Here is a 19307-nt window from a genome sequence, read left to right on the forward strand (position 1 = left end):
GATCCGCTTTCGGTAGTGGCCGGGAGTGAGTCTTCCTGCGCACAAGAAAGGGGGAAATCATGACATTGCTAGAGCCGCACAACATGCCGTTTGCGGCCGCGCTCGTCATAATGCTGGTCCTCGCTGTCATCCAGCTCATCGGAGTCGCCGATTTCGGTGACGCCGATGTGGACCTGGACGCAGACGGCGACGGATTGCCCGATGCGGGAATGTTCGACGGGCTGCTAACGCTGCTCGGCATCGGACGCGTTCCGCTGACGATCTGGCTGGCGCTGTTCCTGTTCCTGTTCGCGGGCATAGGCCTGTCGATCCAGGAGCTCGCGACAAGCCTCACGGGCAGCCCGCTCTACAGCTGGCTTGCCGCAGTGATCGCCGGTGTCGCGGCTCTCCCCGTGACGGGCGTCTTCGCCCGGCCGCTGGGCCGCATCCTGCCCAAGGACCACACGACCGCTGTCAGCACCGAAACCCTTGTCGGCCGCCGAGCCACGATCAGCATCGGGGTGGCACGCGCCGGATCGCCCGCTCGGGCGCGAGTGAAAGACGTGCACGGCCAGACCCACCGGGTGATGGTCGAACCGCACGAGGCGACATCCGAACTCCACGAGGGTGACGAGGTCCTGCTCGTCCGCCGCGAGGGCAACCAATTCTACGCGACCGCGCTCGCCGAGCGCCGCCTGTCGCCAACACAAGTCAATCAATAAGGAGGAGCAATGGACAGTCTATTTGGAACATCACTGGTCATGATCGGAGGCGGGACTCTTCTCGCCATCATAATCATCACCTTCCTGCTGAAGATGTATCGCCGTGCGTCGAAGGAAATCGCCTTCGTGCGGACCGGCGTGGGCGGCGAAAAGGTCGTAATGAACGGGGGCGCGTTGGTGCTGCCGGTCTTCCACGAAACCATGCCGGTCAACATGAACACGCTGGTGCTCTCGGTCGTCCGCCGCGACGGCGAGGCGCTGATCACGCTCGACCGCTTGCGGATCGATGTGAAGGCTGAGTTCTACGTCCGCGTAAAGCCCGACAGCGAAGCCATCGCCATGGCCGCACAGACGCTGGGCCAGCGCACCATGCAGCCGGAAATGCTGAAGGATCTGGTCGAAGGCAAGTTCGTCGACGCGCTGCGCTCGGTCGCTGCCGGTATGACGATGAACGAGCTGCACGAACAGCGTGCCGACTTCGTCCAGAAGGTGCAGCAGGTCTCGTCCAACGACCTCGCCATGAACGGTCTGGAACTGGAATCGGTCTCGCTGACCGGTCTCGACCAGACAAGCATCGAGCACTTCAACGCCAACAACGCCTTCGACGCCGAAGGTCTGACCAAGCTGACCGAGCAGATCGAGGCGCGCAAGAAACTGCGCAACGACATCGAGCAGGACACGCGTGTGCAAATGGAGACGAAGAACCTCGAGGCGGACGCCAAGAGCTTCGAAATCGGGCGCGACAAGGAATACGCCCGCCTCCAGCAGGAGCGCGAGGTGGAAATCCGCCGCGCCGCGCAGGCTTCGGAAATCGCCCGCGAACAGGCAGAGCGCAGCCGCGAGGCCGACGCTGCCCGGATCGAGGCGAAGAAGCAGGTCGATGCGCAGCAGATCGAAGCCGACCGTCTCGTCGAAGAGGCGCGGATCGACCAGCAGCGTGCGCTCGAAATCGCTCGCCAGGAGCAGCAGATCGCGGTCCAGAACAAGAGCCGCGAGGAAAGCCAGGCCAAGGCAGAGGCTGACGAAGCCCGCGCCAAGGCGGTTGCCGCCGAGGAGCAGGTCTCGACCAGCCGAGAAACCGAGATCGCCGAGCGTCAGAAGCGCATCGAGCTGATCGAGGCTTCAAAGCAGGCAGAGCGCGACGCGATCAGCGTCCGCGTGGAAGCCGAGGCCGAGAAGGACGCAGCCACCAACCGCGCCGAAGCTCTGCGCCTCGAAGCGCAGGGTGAGGCCGAGGCCGAGAAGCTGCGTGCCGAAGCTGCACGCGTCCGCTTCGAAGTCGAGGCAGCCGGTCAGAAGGCGATCAACGAGGCAGCGAACATCCTCTCCTCGGACCAGATCAGCCTGCAGACCAAGATGGCGCTGCTCAAGGTCCTGCCCGAACTGGTCAGGGAAAGCGCCAAGCCGATGGAAGCGATCGAGAGCATCAAGATCGTCCAGGTCGACGGGCTCACCAATGGCGGCGGCAAGTCGTCAGGCGGTGCAGCCAGTGTCGGCGGCGGATCCGGCAACCTCGCGACCGATGCGGTCAGCGCAGCGCTCGCCTACCGTGCGCAGGCTCCGGTGCTCGACGGGCTGATGAAGGAACTGGGCCTCGACGGCTCGAGCCTCAATAGCCTCGTCAAGGGACCAGCCGAGCAGACCGGCGGTTTCGAGGTAGAGGACGATGCCGACGAGGAAGCCGCCCCAATGGCGCTTCCGGCAAACGGCAAGGCGAAAGACACCAAACAGTCCGGGGGCGAAAACGCCGACGCCTGACCTCGGGCCCGACAACGAAGGAAGGGGGCGCTGATGCGTCCCCTTTTTTCTTGCACGTGGTGGCTGACGCAGCCTAACCGCCCTGCATGAGCGAGAAAGCCCGTTGGACCATGCCTCCCGAGTGGGCGCCGCAGGACTGGATCTGGATCGGTTTCCCGCACGATGCCGACGAATGGCCCGAGGTTCTCCCGGCAGCGCAGGAGCAGATTGCAGCCTTCGCCAATGCCGTCGCGGAAAGCGGGCAAGAAGTACGCCTCCTGGTCCGCAATGCGAATAACGAACAGCGCGCGCGCGATCTCGTCAGCGGTGCAGTCACGCTAGAGCGTCGGGCCTATGGCGATGTCTGGCTCCGCGACACAGGGCCTCTGGTTCTGACCGATGTCACGGGTCACCGCATGGCAGCCCGCTTCGGCTTCAACGGCTGGGGCGGAAAGTATCTCATGGATGGCGATCAGACAGTCGGAGCCGAACTCGCCGAGGATGCGGGGCTACCTTTGGAGATTGCCGACTGGATCCTTGAGGGCGGAGCCATCGATGGTGATGGGACCGGTCTTGTAGCGACAACCGAGCAATGCCTGCTCAATCCGAATCGCAATCCGCAGCTCACCCGTGAAGAGATCGAAGAACGCCTGAAAGCCGACCTTGGCTTCAATCGCGTGTTGTGGCTCGGTGATGGACTGATCAACGACCACACCGATGGGCATGTCGACAATCTCGCTCGCTTCGTGGGCGCGAATACGCTCGCCCTGCCGCGCGCCACCGGAAACGACGATCCCAACGCCGCGATCTATGCCGATGCCAAGGCCCGCGCCGAAGCGATGGGCGTAGCGGTCAAGGAAATTCCCTCCCCCGGCCTCGTGACGAGCGGCGACCGGATCGAACCGGCCAGCTATGCCAACTTCGCCATCACCAGCCATCTGGTTGTGGTGCCGACATTCGGTAGCCCCCATGACGAAGACGGTGTCGCCGCGATTGCCGATCTGTTTCCCGATCGCGCCACCATTGGGCTGCGCGGTGATGCTGTGCTCGCCGGCGGAGGCGGGTTCCATTGTGCCAGCCAGCAAATGCCTGCGGCCCGCGCCCGCATTTAACCTTTCGTTAGGGATTGGGGCGGAGAATAGGCGCCATGACCAAGGCTATCGCTCTCGCCCGCACGCATGTGCCCGAACTCCCGCTGGGGGAATGGCTGCGCGCCGGCCTCGTAAGCGGATGCGGCCTTGCGCTCGTGCTGGCTGGGCCCTTCCTGCCTTACTGAGCCTTCAGGCCACGGCCTTCCACAAGGCCGCTGCAGCAGCACCGCCCAGGACTACCCCTACGCAGATCCGCCAGGTGCGGTCCTCGATACGTCCCGAAGCGCGATTGCCGAGCACGTTGCCCAGCAGCACGGCCGGAAACAACAGGACCGCCAGCAGCGGCAGCGTCCAGTCGAGCACGCCGAGCGCCGCGCCGCTTGCAAGGCCCGTGGTCGACGCGCAGGTGAATATCAGCAGCATCGATGCCTTTGCCATCTCCCGCGGGATATCGCGCCCGACATAATATGGCACGACCGGGGGGCCGGGCATGCCCGCATAGCCGGTCATCAACCCGCTGAGGACACCGACCCCGCCAGTCGTTGCCGGATGATGGCCGGGCTTGCTGCGTCGCGGCAACAGGATGGCCGCGAAGGCCGAGATCGCGATCATCGCGATCACGATCCGTGCGAGGTTTGGCGAGGTGATGCTGAGTAGGTAGAGACCAACGGGCGTGGTCAGGACGACAAGCGCAATGATCGTCCACGCCGATCTTTCCGCCCCTCTCACCAGCCGGCGAATCTCGGACATTCCGATAAACAGCGAGAGGAAGTTGGTCAGCAGGACCGCCTCGATCGGGGTGAGAGCAAGCGCCAGGATCGGCACGATCAGGATCGCCATGCCGAAACCAGTCAGCCCGCGCACGAAAGCAGATCCGAAAGCCGCCAGCACCGCGGCGGCAATCGGAAATAATCCGTAGTCGGCGAGCAGATCCACTGCTCTGTCTTAGTCTTCGCGAAGGTCCGGCGGGGTCGCCTCGGCCTTGAGCATTGCGATCGCTTCGTCGAGCGGCATCACCTTCTGGTGCTGCTGGCCGAGTGTGCGGACCGCGACCGTGCCCTCTTCTGCCTCGCGATTGCCGACCACCAGCAGGTGCGGGACCTTGGCGTGGCTGTGTTCGCGCACCTTGTAGTTGATCTTCTCGTTCCTCAGGTCGCTCGCCACGCGGATGCCGGCGGCCTCCAGCTTGGCGACCGCTTCCTTCGCATAATCGTCCGCGTCCGACACGATTGTCGCGACCACCGCCTGCGTCGGGGCAAGCCACACGGGCATGCGACCGGCGTAGTGCTCGATCAGGATGCCGATGAAGCGTTCGTAACTGCCGAAGATCGCGCGGTGGAGCATGACCGGGCGATGCTTCTCGCCATCCTCGCCGACATAGCTTGCGTCGAGACGGTCGGGCAGCACGCGGTCGCCCTGGATCGTGCCGACCTGCCAGGTGCGGCCGATGGCATCCGTGAGGTGCCATTCCAGCTTGGGTGCGTAGAACGCGCCTTCTCCCGGCAGTTCTTCCCAGCCGAACTCCTCGTTCATCATGCCCGCCTCGGCCACGGCGTCGCGCAGTTCCTGCTCGGCCTTGTCCCAATCGGCATCGCTGCCGAGCCGCTTTTCGGGGCGTAGCGCCAGCTTGATCGCGAAGGTGAAGCCGAAATCCTTGTAGACGCTTTCCGCCAGCTTGCAGAAGGCGCGCACTTCCTCGACGACCTGGCCTTCTGTGCAGAAGATATGCGCATCATCCTGCGTGAACTGGCGCACGCGCATGAGGCCATGGAGCGCGCCATGCGGTTCGTTGCGGTGGCAGCAGCCCATCTCGCCCAGCCGGATGGGCAGGTCGCGATAGGACGTGATGCCCTGCTTGAAAACCAGCACGTGCGCCGGGCAGTTCATCGGCTTGATCGCCATCCAGTCGGCATCGTCCGCCACTTTTGGATGGGCCGAGGCTGCGCCGCTATCGTCCACATCGGGCACGATATCGGGGACCGCGAACATGTTCTCGGCATACTTCCCCCAGTGACCCGAAGCGGTCCACTGGCGCACGTCCATCAGCTGCGGCGTCTTGATCTCGCGATAGCCCGCGCCGTCCATCTTGCGGCGCATATAGGCTTCGAGCTCGCGCCAGATGCGATAGCCATTGGGATGCCAGAAGACGCTGCCATGCGCCTCTTCCTGCAAGTGGAAGAGGTCCATTTCGCGGCCAAGCTTGCGGTGGTCGCGCTTGGCGGCTTCTTCGAGACGCGTGAGATGCGCGTTCAATTGCTTCTTGTTGAGCCAGCCCGTGCCGTAGATGCGCGTCAGCTGCGCGTTCTTCTGGTCGCCGCGCCAGTATGCCCCGGCGACACGCATCAGCTTGAAGGCCTGCGGATCGAGCTTACCCGTCGAGGCAAGGTGCGGGCCGCGGCACATGTCGAGCCAGTCTTCACCCGACCAGTAGACCGTGAGTTCTTCGTCCTCGGGCAGTTCCTTGGCCCATTCGGCCTTGAAGACCTCGCCCTCGGCTTCCCACTTGTCGATCAGTTGCTGGCGGCTCCAGACCTCGCGGCGCAGCGGCTTGTCGGCCTTGATGATGCGGCGCATCTCTTCCTCGATCGCGGGAAGATCGTCCATGCTGAACGGCTCGCGCGTGTCGGGCGCCTTCACATCGTAATAGAAACCGTCGTCGGTCGCCGGACCGAAAGTGATCTGCGTGCCGGGGAAGAGCGACTGGACGGCCTCGGCCAGCACATGTGCGAAATCGTGGCGCGCGAGTTCGAGCGCGTCTTCTTCGTCGCGGCTCGTCACCAGCGCCAATTCAGCGTCGCCTTCGAAGGGGCGGTTGATATCGCGCAATTCACCGTCGACGCGCGCGGCAATCGCAGCCTTGGCGAGGCCGGGCCCGATCGCGGCGGCGACATCGGCGGGCGTGCTGCCCTTTTCCATTTCGCGCACCGAACCATCGGGCAGGCTGATCTTGAGAAGTTCCGTCATCGTCTCATCCGTTATGTTGCGCGCGCCATGACACAAACGGCCACGCGCTTGAAGCGGCGTTTTGGGAGAAATTCGCGATTTCGGGAGGAACGCCAGCCACCCGAAACCGGGTGGCGGTACGCCGCGTCAGCCCGCGACTACCCGCCCCCGGTTGCCCGAGGTGGTGGTAGTAGTCGTGGTGAAGCGCGTATGCGTCATGCGAGGTCAGATAGCGGCGGTGGGTTAATTTCTCAACCCGCCCTATCCAGCCATGTCCAGCCGCCGCGATCCTGCCAAGGTTGAGATGCGGTTGGTCGCGACTACGCCCGCGCCTTTCTCGCGAACGCTTGCGAGGAAGCGATATTCGCTGGTCGCACGCGTGGGAGTCAGTTCGACTGCCATATAGCCGCGCTGCGATGCGTCCATCCACTTGAGTTCCGGATTGCGCTGGACGAGCGCGCCCGCAATCTGCTGCGGCGGGACGGGAGCGAGATAGCCCTCGAGACCCGGTGAGGCGACTGACTGGCCGCCAAACTCCACGCCCACAGCCTCGCCGCCATGTGCAAGGTCGAAGGCCCAGGCATTATGCGTGTCGCCAGCTAGGCTGATCAGGTTCGCATCCGCCGCCAGCGCCGCTTCGAACAGGCGCTCCCGGGCAGCAGGATAACCGTCCCAGGCATCCATGTTGAGCGGGAGTTCCGCCCGGCTCGCCAATGCGCCCGCGACGACCCTTTCGCGAATGTAGGATGGCAGTCCTTCGGGCAAAGTGTCCGTGATCGAGGTCGCCGAGGCGAGCTTGCCCATCAGCACCTGCTGGACGAGGACCTGCCAGACCTTTCCGCCCGTCTTCGACCTGTTCAGGCCATTCGCCAGCCATGCCTGCTGGTCCATCCCCAACACCTCGCGTGACGGGTCGACATAATCGCCGTCGCGGAACGCGGTGAGCCTCGAAATCGCCTCTTCAGGAGAGAAAATGCTGCGCAGCAAAGTATTGTAATCGAATTGTTTTGCGCGATGGGAGAGACGGGTCTCCAGACGGAACAATGTTGCAAGATCGCCCACCTCATAGCTTGCCCATGGATCGTCCGAGACCGGCATCCATTCTCGATAGGCCTTCATCGCGGCGGCCTTGCGAACGGACCACTCACCCTCGCTTTCAGGCTGGTGATTTTGTGCGCCGTCGGACCAGCTGTCGTTGGACGATTCGTGATCGTCCCAACCGGCAATCATCGGATAAAGCTGGTGCAGGCGCCGCAGGTCTGAGTCGGTCCGGTACATGGCGTAGCGCGCGCGATAATCCGCCAGCGCGATCACTTCCGATTGAGGGTCCAGCTTTGGGCGACCGGGCAGGGTTTCGCTGTCTCCGGGATATGTCCCCTGAGGATACTCGTAAAAGTAGTCGCCCAGGTGCAGGGCACAGTCGAATTCGTTCGCCTCGGCAGCATGGCGATAGGCGTTGAACCACCCGAAGCCGAAATTCGAGCAGGAGAAGACTGCCATCTTCCAGCTTTGGGTTGGCCCCTGGGGCAAGGTGCGCGTGCGTCCGAGATCGGACATCGAACCATCGGGCGCGATGAAGCGGAAATAGTACCAGCGCCCGGGCTCCAGCCCTTCGGCCCAGGCCTTCACGCAGAAATCATTGTCGCCCGAGGCGGTGACCTGCCCCTCGGCGACCACGCGTTGGTTGGCGTCGGCCGAAAGTGCCTGCCAGGTCAGCTCGGTATCCTGCGCCGCGGCATATCGCGTCCACAGGAGCGCTCGCGAATGTCCGGGCTCACCACTGGCAACACCATGGGTAAACCCTCGCGTCTGGTGACCAAGTTGGGCCGACAGGGGCGTGGAGAAGAGCCCGGCGCCGAGCAGACCGCCTCGCATAAGGGTGCGCCGGTCGAGTGCTGGGAGGTTCGGGGAACGGGGCGGTTCGGTCTTCAGCATGCGGCAGTTCTCCTCATCTCTGCCTTCCTGACTGCGCGCGATGGCAGTCCGATGACAAGAACCAAATATCCGATTGACAAGCACACGCTCCCTTTTGGAAAGCACACTTGACATCAGTCGGAAGGTATGACAAATACCCTTTACATCAAGAAAAGGAGACTTGTCATGAAACAGACCTATCAGGCCCTATTGGTGGCCGCATCCATGATCGGAATCGCCTTGCTGGCGGTTTTCGACTTCGTGCCCGTGGAGGTGGCGCAATACTCGCCCTTTCTCCTCCTCGCCCTGTTCCCCGGCGCATGGCTGCGTGATCGCAAGTCCTGCGATCTTCTGAACGGGAGCGAGGCATGAACACGGGAACAAGAGGCGGCTTCACGCGCACGGTACCGTTCTGGGCCGGACTCACTTTCGGGACATTTGGCGCGGTCATGGGCCTGGCGCTGACCGATGCGATCAACAGCGTCACGGCCCTGATCCTGATGATTGTTCCGGCGGGCCTGTTCTTCCAGACCATGCGCGTGGCCAATTCCGCGAGTGATTGCATCGGACGTGGCGAGGCTCAGCGCCTCTATATCAAGCGGGTCGCGATCTTCGCATCGGCATATCTCGTCGTCATTGCCCTCCAGGTCAGCCTGCTCGAGGGCGACGATGTCTCACTCGCAGCGCGCGCCGCTCTCTCGGTGATGCCCGGTCTCGCCATCTGCGGTGTCTTCTGGGCGATCGGGCGGCTCATCGTAGATGAGAAGGACGAATTCATCCGCATGCTGATCGTTCGGCAAACCCTCATCGCGACCGGCCTCGCACTCGGCTTCGCCACCATCTGGGGATTCCTCGAAACGGGCGGCGTGGTGCCGCATATCCCCGCATACTGGTTCGCGGTCGCATTCTTCTTCGGACAATTCGTGGGCGCGGCATCGAACCGCATCACGCATGGATCGTGGGGCGCGCTGTGAAGAACCGTCTCAAGGTGCTGCGCGCCGAGCGCAACTGGAGCCAGCAGGACCTCGCAGATCGGCTCGAGGTCAGCCGCCAGAGCGTCAACGCGATCGAGACCGGGCGCTACGATCCATCGCTCCCGCTCGCATTCAAGATCGCCGATGTGTTCGAACTTGCGATAGAGGAGATTTTCACGCGCGATTGACCGTCCTGCGTGCTTGACTTGAAACGCCCCCGGCTCGATTGTCTTTCCCGGACGGGACTTGCATCGGGCAATCGAATACCGGGGGTCGAATTGAATACGCAATATGAACAGATGGAAGCCGAGAGTGCATTCGGTTTCGACGGCAATTGGAAAGACTTTGCGCGCATCGCGCTACCCAACCTCTTGCTCACTATCGTTACGCTGGGAATTTATCGCTTCTGGGCGACGACGCGCGAACGCCGCTACCTGTGGTCCCACACGCGCTTCGTCGACGAACGGCTCGAGTGGACAGGTACGGGCAAGGAGCTGTTCGTCGGCTTCTTGATGGTGATGCTGCTGTTCGCGCTGCCGGTCTTCGGCCTCCAGTTCGTCTCTCAGGCGCTGATCATGCGCGGCAATGAGGCGTTGGGTGCAGCGCTTGGCATATTGCCGATCGTGGCGATCTTCTACCTCACCGGGGTCGCGCGGTTCCGTGCACTGCGATACCGGCTGTCGCGCACGCGCTGGCGCGGCATTCGCGGGGGCAGCAACGACCAGGGCCTCAAATACGGCCTGTCCTACATGTGGAAGACCTTCGTCGGCTACATCCCGATCGGCCTGCTCATTCCCTGGTCGATGACCAGCCTGTGGAACGAGCGCTGGAGCAAAATGAGCTTCGGTCCCTACGAATTCGAAGCCAATGCCGATCCGGGCAATGTCTTCGCGCGCTTCCTGCTGTTCTACCTTGCGCCGTTCATCCTGTTCGCTGGTGCATTGATTGCGGGAGCGACAGGTGCCCTGGCCGGATACGGGATAGGCGGCGAGGAAGGAGCGAGCATCGGCATGTTCGGCGCGATCATCTTCCTCTTCCTTTTCTTCTATCTCGGCCTCGGCCTGATCGCGGTGGCATTCTATGCCAAGTTCTACCGCGAAGTCGTTGGCTCGACGCGCTGGAAGGACCTCCATTTCAGCTTCGAGGCTTCGACCATGGATTGGGTCAAGCTGCTGATTGGCGATGCGTTGATCGTGGTCTTCACGCTCGGCCTGGGTTTCGTGTTCCTCTCCTATCGTCACTGGAAATTCCTGATTGTCCACCTCGAAGCGGGGGGTGATATCCTCCTCGACGAGCTTACCCAGTCGACGACCAAGACCGCGCGGCACGGCGAAGGGCTGCTCGATGCATTCGACATCGGGGCGTTCTGATCGATGGAAAGCAACTTCCAGACCTCGGCCCAATGGTATGATGGCCATAGCGCCATACGCCACCAGGGCGAAGCCGTGTGGGACGGGGCAGACACCCTAGCGCTTCGCGGCCCGACCGGGGCGATGGAGGTTGCCATTCCCGACCTCGAATACTCCGAGGAACGGGGTGGCGAGCTGGTCTATCGCCGCACGAGCGAGCCGAACTTCCGCCTGATCCTGCCGGCCGATATCCCGCCTGGCCTCGCTTCCAGATTGCCTGAAAAGCAGGTCTATGGCGCCTGGGTCGACAAGCTTGGGCTCGGCAAGGCGAGCGCGATCTTTGCGGCCGTCAGCGTGGCGGCCGTCGCGCTGTTCCTGACCGCGCCCGACTGGCTCGGGCCGCGCGTGCCGGAGAGCTGGGAACGCAATCTGGGCGATGCGATGGTCGGCGATTTCGGTAACCGGCTGTGTCACACGCCCGAGGGCGACGCGGCGCTCGCCAAGCTGCTCGACGCGGTCGATCCGGCCGAGGAGCAGGTTCGCGCCGGTGTCGCCAATATCGACATGGTCAACGCCGTCGCCCTGCCCGGCGGTCAGGTCCTGCTGTTCGACGGGCTGGTGCAAGACGCCAAGACACCCGAAGAACTGGCGGGGGTACTCGGCCACGAAGTGGGGCATGTTCGCGAGCGCCACGTGATGACCGCGCTGCTCCGCCAGTTCGGGATGTCGATCCTGCTATCGGGAGCCAACACGAGCGTCGGCGAAACGGTCTTTGGCCTCGCCGCGATGGGATATTCGCGCGATGCCGAGCGCGAGGCTGATGAATATGCGCGCGAGCGGATGGACGAAAGCCGCATCTCGCCGCTCGGCACCGCGTCATTCTTCGAGCGCATCGGCGGCGAGGGAGAAGGCGAGGAGAATGCGATCATCGGCTGGGTCTCGAGCCACCCCGATCCGGCAGAGCGGGCCAAGGCCTATCGCGAGGCAGCCAAGGGCAAGACATTCGTCCCCGTGTTGAGCGAAGAGGAATTCGCCGCAATCAAGTCGATGTGCGAGAAAGACCCCGACGTCGAGGAGTTCGACTTCTTCTAAGGGGTTGCAATGCGCCGCCGTGGACGCGACACCTCGCGCATATGACTGACGTCCGGTTTCACCGCATGCCCGACGGGCGGCGCATCGCTTTCCGCCACCGCGAAGGCCGCGGCCCCACCCTGGTCTTCCTGCCGGGCTACATGTCGGACATGGAAGGCGGCAAAGCGACTGCCCTGTTCGACTGGGCGGGCGAACACGGTCTCGCATGCCTGCTGCTCGATTATTCCGGTTGCGGACAGAGCGAGGGCGAATTCGCCGAGGGAACGCTGTCGAGATGGCGCAAGGAAGTTCTGGCGCTGATCGACGCGCAGATTTCCGACCCCGTAATCCTCATCGGCTCGTCCATGGGTGGCTGGCTGATGCTGCTCATCGGCATGGCGCTGGGCGATCGACTGGCGGGCCTCGTCGGGATCGCCTCCGCCCCGGACTTCACGGACTGGGACTTCGACGACGCGCAAAAGCGCACGATCACCGAGCAGGGCTTCTTCCAAATGCCGCTGTCGCCCGAGTATGACTACGAGCCGCTGCGCGTGTGGCGCGGGTTCTGGGAAGACGGGCAGGCGCAACGCCTCCTCGCCAGCACTATCCCGCTCGATGTCCCCGTCCGCCTGCTCCACGGTGAACGCGACAATGACGTGCCCTCGCAGATCAGTACGAAACTTGCCGCGGCGCTGCGTTCGGATGCGGTTCAACTGACATTCGTAAAGGACGGCGACCATCGCCTCTCGCGGCCGCAGGATATCGCGCTGCTGCTGCGCACCGTGGACGGCTTGCTATCGGACCTGGAGACCGCTTGACCTACCCCCTCGCCCCGCTCGTTTTCATGCTGGCCCAGGTCGGCCCCAATCCCGCTGCAGGAAGCATGCCTGGGGTCCCGCCCGAATTGCAGGACCGCCCCCCGCGCGAGCGAGCAGTGTCGGGGCCGCAGGCCACCACGCTTGCCGATTGCTTGCGACTGGCCTCGAACGATCCCTACGCCGCGCTGGATCGGGCGCAATCCTGGCGTGAGGCAGCGCAGACAGATCTGGAGTTTGCGCAGTCGGCGCATTGCCTCGGCCTTGCGCTGGTGAAGCTCGGCCGGATGAGCGAGGCCCGGCAGGCCTTCGATCTTGCCAGCGCCGAGGCGCCTCAGGACAATCTTTCCTATGCCGCAAGGCTCGCCGCGATGGCGGGCAATGCGGCGATGGCCGAAAACGACACCGATGCCGCGATTGGCCTGCTCGACCGTGCAGGCGAACTTGCGCTTACCGCTGGCGACGGCGAACTCGCCGCCGACTTGCGCGTAGATCTCGCCCGCGTGCTGGTGCGGGTAGGGCGCGAGGAGGATGCGGCCCTCGCGCTTGCCGAGGCGCGTGAAGCCGATGGGCTCGACACGGAGGCCTGGCTCCTCTCTGCGACGCTTTCGCGCCGGCTGGAGCGGCTATTCGAAGCGCAAAGTCAGATCCAGCGTGCTTCCTTCCTCAGTCCGCGCGATCCTCAGGTAGCCTTGGAGGCGGGCGTGATCGCGGCACTCTCGGGTCGCGCCGAGGATGCACGTGACAGCTTTGAATCGGTGATCCGGCTGGCACCCGGCAGCGCCTCTGCCGAACGCGCTCAGGGATATCTGGACCAGCTCTCCGCGCCCGAAGAAGCCCCTGACACTCCCGAGGAATGACCGCCTTTTCGGTTCTCGACCTCGTGCCCGTGCGCGAAGGAGGGACGCTCCCCGAAGCGTTCGAGGCGGCCACTGCTCTTGCGCAGGCAGCTGAAAGGCTCGGCTGCAAACGGTACTGGGTTGCCGAACACCACGCGATGGAAGGGATTGCCGGAGGGGCCACCTCGGTGGTCCTTGCGCATATCGGCAACGCCACGAGCACGATCCGCATCGGGTCGGGCGGGATCATGCTGCCCAACCATACGCCATTCCAGATCGCAGAGCAGTTCGGCACTTTGGACGCGCTGTTTCCCGGTCGCGTCGATCTCGGCCTCGGCCGTGCACCCGGCGCCGGTCCGGAACTCCAGCGCGCACTGCGCAAGGACCTCCACCGGGCTGCGGAATCGTTCCCGCAGGACGTGGTCGAGTTGATGGCTTTGATGGCCGGGGACGCCGAAATCCATCCGACCCCTGGCCTCGGTGCGAAGCCCGAATTCTGGATGCTCGGCTCGAGCCTGTTCGGCGCCCAGCTCGCAGCCCGACTGGGCATGCCCTATGCCTTCGCCAGCCATTTCGCGCCCGATCACCTCGATGCAGCGCTGGAAATCTATCGCCGCGATTTCCAGCCTTCCGACCAGTGCGACCGGCCGCATGTCATGGCAGCGATGAACCTCTTCTGCGCACTAAGCGAGGCGGAAGCCGAAACCCTGGCAACCTCGCAGATGCAGGCCTTCGTGGCGCTGCGAACGGGCAGGCCCTCGAAACTCAAACCGCCCATAGAAGGCTATCGCGAGCAACTGCCCGCACCGGCGCAGGCCATGCTGGCGCATATCGGCCAGGCGAGCGCGATCGGAACGCCGGAGCAGTGCGCCGAGGCGGTGCGCGGCTTCGTCTCTCGCACTCAGGCAGACGAGATCATCCTTGCCGGCCCCACCTTCGATCCGCAGGCCCGGATCGACAGTCTCTCGCTAGCCATGCAGGCGCTCGGCTGACGCTACGGCTGCCGCCTTTGCATAGGATTGCAAAAATGCGCATTCGCCGCCTTGCCCTCGCTTGCCAACAGGCCTAATCGCGGCCCCTGACCGATCCGGGCAACGACTCGGATATTTCAAGGTGCGGCAACAATCCGCGCCGCAAGCGAGAGGCCCCCATGGGTTCCAAGACCGCCACTACTCCCGCAGCCCAGTCCAAGATGCTCGTGCAGCACATGCGCGATTCGATGCTGCCGGGGGACACGCCCTTCGACGATGCGCGCATGAAGGAGGCGGCGGATTTCGTCACCCAGGTTGCGCAGCAGCGTAGTTTTGGCGAAGTGGCCATGGCGATCGAGTCGGTTACGGAAGGTCACCGCTATACGCGCATCGCGATCGTCAATGACGACATGCCTTTCCTCGTCGATTCGACAGCGGCCATGATCGCATCGCTTGGCATTTCGATCGACCGCCTGGTCCACCCGGTCGTCCCGGTCGAACGGACCAAGGATTGCACGCTCGACCGAATTCTCAAGGGCGAGCCCGAAGATGCCTATTGGGAATCGATGATCTACATCGAGACCGCGCGCGTCGATGCCAAGCAGCGCCGCGCGCTCGAGGAGCAACTTCACGCTACGCTCGCGGATGTGCGTGCGGCAGTCACCGACTGGCCCAAGCTGCGGAAGCAGATGCAGCACGATGCCAAGGCGCTCGAGGCTGAAGAGGGTCGGGCGCTGCTCGAATGGCTCGATTCAGGCATGCTCACCCAGCTGGGCCACGTCGTCCGCATGCGCCACGGCTCGCAACAGGGCGAGCTCGGCATATGCCGGTCGGGGGTTCCACAACTGCTGGTCGATGAAAGCTTCGATCGCGCCTTCAAGTGGTTCGAAGCCAAAGGCGAACAGCGTACTCCGCTGATCATCAAGGCCAACCATATCGCGCGCGTGCACCGCGCCGTGCCGCTCGACCTGTTCATAGTCCCGCGCCGCGAAGGCAAGAAGATCGTCGCCCTGTCGGTCCATGCCGGTGTGTGGACCAGCGCAGCCCTCGCCGCGCCGCCGCGTGCGGTGCCGATCCTGCGCGAGCGGCTCGACCGCATTCGCGACAAGCTGAACTTCGACGAAGGCGGCCATGCCGGCAAGGCGCTGGTCCATGCGATGACCGCGCTGCCGCACGACCTGCTGATCGGATTCAGCGAAGCAGATACCGAGCGCGTCGCCACGACAATGATGGCGTTGGTCGACCGTCCGCGTCCGCGCCTCGCCCTGGTCGAGGCCCCGCTCGCCCGACACCTGTTCGCCTTCGTCTGGCTGCCGCGCGACATGCTGGCGACGCAAGTCCGCCTGCAGATCAAGTCGCTCCTCGAACATGGAGCTGCGGCGCGCCTGCTGGACTGGAGCCTGGAGGTCGAGGGCGGCAACCTCGCCATGCTGCGCTTCGTGCTCGATATTCGCGACGGTGCGAAGGCCCCCGACGAGGCCGATCTTGAAGAGCAGTTGCAGACCCTGCTCCGCGGCTGGAACGAGGCGGTCGAAAACGAGCTCCTCACCATGGTGGAGAAAGGCCGCGCCGCAGCTCTTGCCATGCGCTTTGCGGAGCATTTCCCGACCGCCTATCGTGCCCGCTTCGGCCCGCGCGAGGCGGCGGAGGACATCTCCAAGCTGCGCGCGCTGGGCATCCATGCCGATGACGAAGAAGATGCGCCGCATCGCGGTGCGCGGCTCTATCTGTGCGAGCGTGACGACCCCGCGTGCCTGCGCTTGAAGCTTTACCAGGCGGAGGGCAGCCTGCCGCTGTCGGACGCGGTCCCGGTGCTCGAGAACTTCGGCTTTCATGTGCAGGCCGAAATGCCCACCGTGCTCAATGATGCGCAACTCGGCACGATCCACGATTTCGCGCTTCAGCTCGCCCCGGGCGTAGACCCCAACGATCTCGTCGGCCGCGCAGAAGCGATCGAAGAAGCGGTGTCGGCAGTCCTCAACGGCCATGCCGAGAACGATGTCTTCAACCGGCTCGTGGCGGAAGCGGGGCTCGAGGCAGCTCAGGCCGACTGGCTGCGCGCTTTCTATCGCTATCTGCGCCAGACCGGCATGGGCTTCACGATCTACACGGTGGTCGATGCGCTGGCGAAAAACCGCGACATCACCCGCGCGCTGATCGCCCTCTTCGCCGCACGCCACGATCCGGATTTCAAGGGCAGCCGCGATAGCGCGATCGAGGAGGCGCGCGGCACGATCAAGCGCGGTCTCGCCAAGGTCAAGGCGATCAACGACGACCGCCTGCTGCGTCTCTACAACGCGTTGATCGATGCGATCCTGCGCACCAACAGCTTTGCCCCGGCGGCAAGCGAAGCGCTCGCCTTCAAGATCGACAGCTCACTCGTCCCGGGCCTGCCCAAGCCGATCCCCTGGCGCGAGATATTCGTCTATTCACGCCGCGTGGAAGGCATCCACCTGCGTTCCGGCCCGGTCGCGCGCGGGGGCCTACGCTGGTCCGACCGGCGCGACGACTTCCGCACCGAGATCCTCGGACTGATGAAAGCGCAGCGCGTGAAGAATGCCGTCATCGTGCCGACCGGCGCGAAGGGCGGCTTCTATCCCAAGCAGCTGCCCGATCCCTCGCTCGACCGCGAAGGCTGGGCGGCGGAGGGCCAGGCGAGCTACGAAGTCTTCATCCGCACGCTGCTGTCGGTCACCGACAATATCGTCGACGATAAGGTGGTCCATCCCGAAGGCGTCGTCATCAATGATGGCGAAGACCCCTATTTCGTCGTCGCCGCCGACAAGGGTACGGCGAAGTTCTCAGACGTCGCCAATGCCATCGCAGAGAACCGCGACTTCTGGCTCGACGATGCCTTCGCGAGTGGCGGCTCGAAGGGCTATGACCACAAGGCCATGGGCATCACCGCCAAGGGTGCCTGGGTCAGCGTCCAGCGCCACTTCCTCGAGATGGGTGTCGACGTGCAAACCGACCCGATCCAGGTGGTCGGCTGCGGCGACATGTCGGGCGACGTTTTCGGCAATGGCATGCTGCTGTCGAAAGCAATCAAGCTGGTGGCTGCTTTCGATCACCGCCACATCTTCCTCGATCCCGATCCCGATCCGGCCAAGAGCTGGAAGGAGCGCAAGCGCATGTTCGACCTGCCGCGCTCGAGCTGGGAAGACTATGACGAGGACCTCGTCTCGCGTGGAGGCGGTGTCTATCCGCGCGATGCCAAGGTCATCAAGCTATCCAAGGCAATGCAAGGCGTGCTCGGCCTCGATGTCGCGGAGATCGAACCCGAAGCATTGATATCCGGCATACTGAAGGCGCCCGTCGACCTGATCTGGTTCGGCGGAATCGGGACCTACATCAAAGCAGCTGCCGAGAATAACGTGCAGGTCGGCGATCCGGCGAATGATGCGCTGCGCGTCGATGCCAAGGAACTGCGCGCCAAGGTGATTGGCGAGGGCGCCAACCTCGGCACCACGCAAGCCGGGCGGATCGAATTCTCTTTGAACGGCGGGCGTTGTAACACCGACTTCATCGACAATTCGGCCGGCGTCGATTGCTCGGACAACGAGGTCAACATCAAGATCGCGCTCGCCGCTGCCAAGCGGGCAGGTAAGCTGTCCGAACCCAAGCGCGTCAAGCTGCTCGAAGCGATGACCGACGAAGTCAGCTCGCTGGTCCTGGAAGACAACCGCCTCCAGGCCCTTGCCCTGTCGATCGCCGAAATCGGCGGCGCACGGGCGATGGGATCGCAGCTCCACCTGATCGATACGCTTGAGGCAGGCGGCAATCTCGATCGACGCACGGAAGGACTGGCAGACAACCAGAACTTGCAGCGCCGCGCGGCGGATGGAACCGGGCTGACCCGTCCCGAACTGGCAGTCTTGCTTTCTTCGACCAAGCTCGTGCTTCAGGACGCGATCGAGAACAGCGACCTGCCCGACGATCCGATCCTCGAGGACCTCCTGCTGCGCAGCTTCCCCGAACCCATGCGCAAGACCTTCAAGGCTCAGATCGAGAACCACCGTCTGCGCCGCGAGATCATCGCCACCAAGCTCGCCAATGCGATGATCAATCGCCTCGGCATCATCCACCCGTTCGAGCTGGCGGAAGAGGAAGGCGTCGAGTTGTCGCAGGTCGCGGCCTCGTTTGTCGCGGTCGCGCATTTGTTCGATCTGCGCAGCCTGTGGGACGACCTGGACAAGGCGAAGATGGACGAAAGCGCCCGCCTGCTCATGTTCGACAGGCTGGCCGCTGCCGCCGCGAACCTCATGTCGGATGTCCTGCGAACCGGCGCAGGCCGGGTGAACCCGTCGGACATGGTGGCCAAGCTCGGTAAGGGCGTGAAAGTACTGATCACCTCGTCGGACCAACTCCTCGGCTGCGAGATCCGGAGCCAGTCGGCCAAGCTGCACGATCGATTCGCCGCCGCCGGCGCGCCCGATGCGATCGCCCGCAAGGTCACAGATATCTTCGACCTCGATGGTTCGGTTGGCCTTGCCCAGCTTGCCAGCGATACCGGGATCGGGCCGAAGCCGATCACGCAGGCATTCTCCGATATCGGCGCGATGATGGGGATCGACTGGGCGCAGAGTACTGCGGCAACGATGAATCCCTCCGACGTATGGGAGCGCTTGCTGGTCTCCGGAATCGCGCGTGATTTCCAGCAGATGCGGCTCGAACTGCTGCGCCGCCTGTCGCGCCGCAAGGATGCGAAGAAGGATATGCCCAAGGTCGTCGAAAGCTGGGCGCAGGACCACGAAAGTGCGATGCGCCAGTTCCGTTCGATGGTCGATCGGGCGCAGAGCCAGACGCCCGTGGCACCGGCCATGCTCGCGCAAATTGCCAGCATGGCGCGCAACCTGCTGGCGAGGTGATTGACCGCGCGACGCTTGACCGCGCGGGCTTTTG

16 protein-coding genes are annotated in these 19307 nt (G+C 63.8%); 13 read left to right on the plus strand and 3 right to left on the minus strand.

Annotated elements, in window-relative coordinates:
• Positions 1–59: 59 nt before the first annotated feature.
• The 4 genes from K3146_RS10705 (at position 60) to K3146_RS13575 (ending at position 3714) form a co-directional block, all read left to right on the plus strand.
• Positions 60–701, plus strand: a complete 642-nt coding sequence (locus tag K3146_RS10705) for a YqiJ family protein (protein ID WP_221546273.1) — start codon at positions 60–62, stop codon at positions 699–701.
• A gap of 9 nt (positions 702–710) precedes the next feature.
• Positions 711–2459, plus strand: coding sequence for a flotillin family protein (locus tag K3146_RS10710; RefSeq protein ID WP_221546274.1), 1749 nt, complete (start codon positions 711–713; stop codon positions 2457–2459).
• An 86-nt stretch (positions 2460–2545) separates the two neighbouring features.
• Positions 2546–3550: an agmatine deiminase family protein gene (locus K3146_RS10715; RefSeq protein ID WP_221546275.1), complete on the plus strand. Its 1005-nt coding sequence runs from the start codon at positions 2546–2548 to the stop codon at positions 3548–3550.
• A gap of 35 nt (positions 3551–3585) precedes the next feature.
• Complete coding sequence (locus K3146_RS13575) at positions 3586–3714, plus strand: hypothetical protein (RefSeq protein WP_282098494.1); 129 nt, start codon at positions 3586–3588, stop codon at positions 3712–3714.
• Between the two features lie 4 nt (positions 3715–3718).
• Here the strand turns inward: K3146_RS13575 and K3146_RS10720 are convergent, their stop codons facing one another.
• From K3146_RS10720 to K3146_RS10730, 3 genes are all read right to left on the minus strand, one after another.
• Positions 3719–4465, minus strand: coding sequence for a sulfite exporter TauE/SafE family protein (locus K3146_RS10720; protein ID WP_221546276.1), 747 nt, complete (start codon positions 4463–4465; stop codon positions 3719–3721).
• A 9-nt stretch (positions 4466–4474) separates the two neighbouring features.
• Complete coding sequence (thrS, locus tag K3146_RS10725) at positions 4475–6493, minus strand: threonine--tRNA ligase (protein WP_221546277.1); 2019 nt, start codon at positions 6491–6493, stop codon at positions 4475–4477.
• Positions 6494–6733: 240 nt separating this feature from the next.
• Positions 6734–8407 (minus strand): alkaline phosphatase D family protein, encoded by a 1674-nt coding sequence (locus K3146_RS10730; protein WP_221546278.1) that lies wholly within the window; start codon positions 8405–8407, stop codon positions 6734–6736.
• Between the two features lie 165 nt (positions 8408–8572).
• Here K3146_RS10730 and K3146_RS10735 point away from each other — a divergent pair, with 165 nt between their 5' ends.
• The 9 genes from K3146_RS10735 to K3146_RS10775 all read left to right on the plus strand — a co-directional run bounded on the left by K3146_RS10735 (position 8573) and on the right by K3146_RS10775 (position 19273).
• Positions 8573–8758: a hypothetical protein gene (locus K3146_RS10735; protein ID WP_221546279.1), complete on the plus strand. Its 186-nt coding sequence runs from the start codon at positions 8573–8575 to the stop codon at positions 8756–8758.
• A complete protein-coding gene (locus K3146_RS10740; protein WP_221546280.1) occupies positions 8755–9360 on the plus strand; it encodes a hypothetical protein in 606 nt (201 codons plus the stop codon). The genes K3146_RS10735 and K3146_RS10740 overlap by 4 nt, the downstream gene beginning before the upstream one ends.
• The gene (locus tag K3146_RS10745; protein ID WP_221546281.1) at positions 9357–9548 is read left to right on the plus strand and encodes a helix-turn-helix transcriptional regulator; all 192 of its coding nucleotides are present in this window, start codon (positions 9357–9359) and stop codon (positions 9546–9548) included. Before K3146_RS10740 ends, K3146_RS10745 begins: the two co-directional genes overlap by 4 nt.
• Before the next feature lie 111 nt (positions 9549–9659).
• Positions 9660–10730: a YjgN family protein gene (locus K3146_RS10750; RefSeq protein WP_221546514.1), complete on the plus strand. Its 1071-nt coding sequence runs from the start codon at positions 9660–9662 to the stop codon at positions 10728–10730.
• 3 nt (positions 10731–10733) lie between these two features.
• Positions 10734–11801, plus strand: a complete 1068-nt coding sequence (locus K3146_RS10755; protein ID WP_221546282.1) for a M48 family metallopeptidase — start codon at positions 10734–10736, stop codon at positions 11799–11801.
• A 41-nt stretch (positions 11802–11842) separates the two neighbouring features.
• Positions 11843–12598: an alpha/beta fold hydrolase gene (locus K3146_RS10760; protein ID WP_221546283.1), complete on the plus strand. Its 756-nt coding sequence runs from the start codon at positions 11843–11845 to the stop codon at positions 12596–12598.
• On the plus strand, positions 12595–13455 hold the full coding sequence (locus K3146_RS10765) for a tetratricopeptide repeat protein (RefSeq protein ID WP_221546284.1): 861 nt from the start codon (positions 12595–12597) through the stop codon (positions 13453–13455). The genes K3146_RS10760 and K3146_RS10765 overlap by 4 nt, the downstream gene beginning before the upstream one ends.
• Positions 13452–14426 carry an LLM class flavin-dependent oxidoreductase gene (locus K3146_RS10770; protein ID WP_221546285.1) on the plus strand — a complete coding sequence of 325 codons (975 nt, stop codon included), beginning with the start codon at positions 13452–13454 and terminating at the stop codon, positions 14424–14426. Before K3146_RS10765 ends, K3146_RS10770 begins: the two co-directional genes overlap by 4 nt.
• Before the next feature lie 158 nt (positions 14427–14584).
• Positions 14585–19273 (plus strand): NAD-glutamate dehydrogenase, encoded by a 4689-nt coding sequence (locus tag K3146_RS10775; RefSeq protein WP_221546286.1) that lies wholly within the window; start codon positions 14585–14587, stop codon positions 19271–19273.
• Positions 19274–19307 lie beyond the last annotated feature (34 nt).

The sequence above is a fragment of the Qipengyuania vesicularis genome (genome assembly GCF_019711415.1).
In the GTDB taxonomy this organism is placed as follows: domain Bacteria; phylum Pseudomonadota; class Alphaproteobacteria; order Sphingomonadales; family Sphingomonadaceae; genus Qipengyuania; species Qipengyuania vesicularis.

Excerpts from the sequence above, each read along its gene's own strand:
- K3146_RS10705 (WP_221546273.1), top strand. The coding sequence starts at position 60 with ATGACATTGCTAGAGCCGCACAACATGCCGTTTGCGGCCGCGCTCGTC.
- K3146_RS10710 (WP_221546274.1), top strand. The coding sequence starts at position 711 with ATGGACAGTCTATTTGGAACATCACTGGTCATGATCGGAGGCGGGACT.
- K3146_RS10715 (WP_221546275.1), top strand. The coding sequence starts at position 2,546 with ATGAGCGAGAAAGCCCGTTGGACCATGCCTCCCGAGTGGGCGCCGCAG.
- K3146_RS13575 (WP_282098494.1), top strand. The coding sequence starts at position 3,586 with ATGACCAAGGCTATCGCTCTCGCCCGCACGCATGTGCCCGAACTCCCG.
- thrS (WP_221546277.1), bottom strand. The coding sequence starts at position 6,493 with ATGACGGAACTTCTCAAGATCAGCCTGCCCGATGGTTCGGTGCGCGAA.
- K3146_RS10730 (WP_221546278.1), bottom strand. The coding sequence starts at position 8,407 with ATGCTGAAGACCGAACCGCCCCGTTCCCCGAACCTCCCAGCACTCGAC.
- K3146_RS10735 (WP_221546279.1), top strand. The coding sequence starts at position 8,573 with ATGAAACAGACCTATCAGGCCCTATTGGTGGCCGCATCCATGATCGGA.
- K3146_RS10740 (WP_221546280.1), top strand. The coding sequence starts at position 8,755 with ATGAACACGGGAACAAGAGGCGGCTTCACGCGCACGGTACCGTTCTGG.
- K3146_RS10750 (WP_221546514.1), top strand. The coding sequence starts at position 9,660 with ATGGAAGCCGAGAGTGCATTCGGTTTCGACGGCAATTGGAAAGACTTT.
- K3146_RS10755 (WP_221546282.1), top strand. The coding sequence starts at position 10,734 with ATGGAAAGCAACTTCCAGACCTCGGCCCAATGGTATGATGGCCATAGC.
- K3146_RS10760 (WP_221546283.1), top strand. The coding sequence starts at position 11,843 with ATGACTGACGTCCGGTTTCACCGCATGCCCGACGGGCGGCGCATCGCT.
- K3146_RS10770 (WP_221546285.1), top strand. The coding sequence starts at position 13,452 with ATGACCGCCTTTTCGGTTCTCGACCTCGTGCCCGTGCGCGAAGGAGGG.
- K3146_RS10775 (WP_221546286.1), top strand. The coding sequence starts at position 14,585 with ATGGGTTCCAAGACCGCCACTACTCCCGCAGCCCAGTCCAAGATGCTC.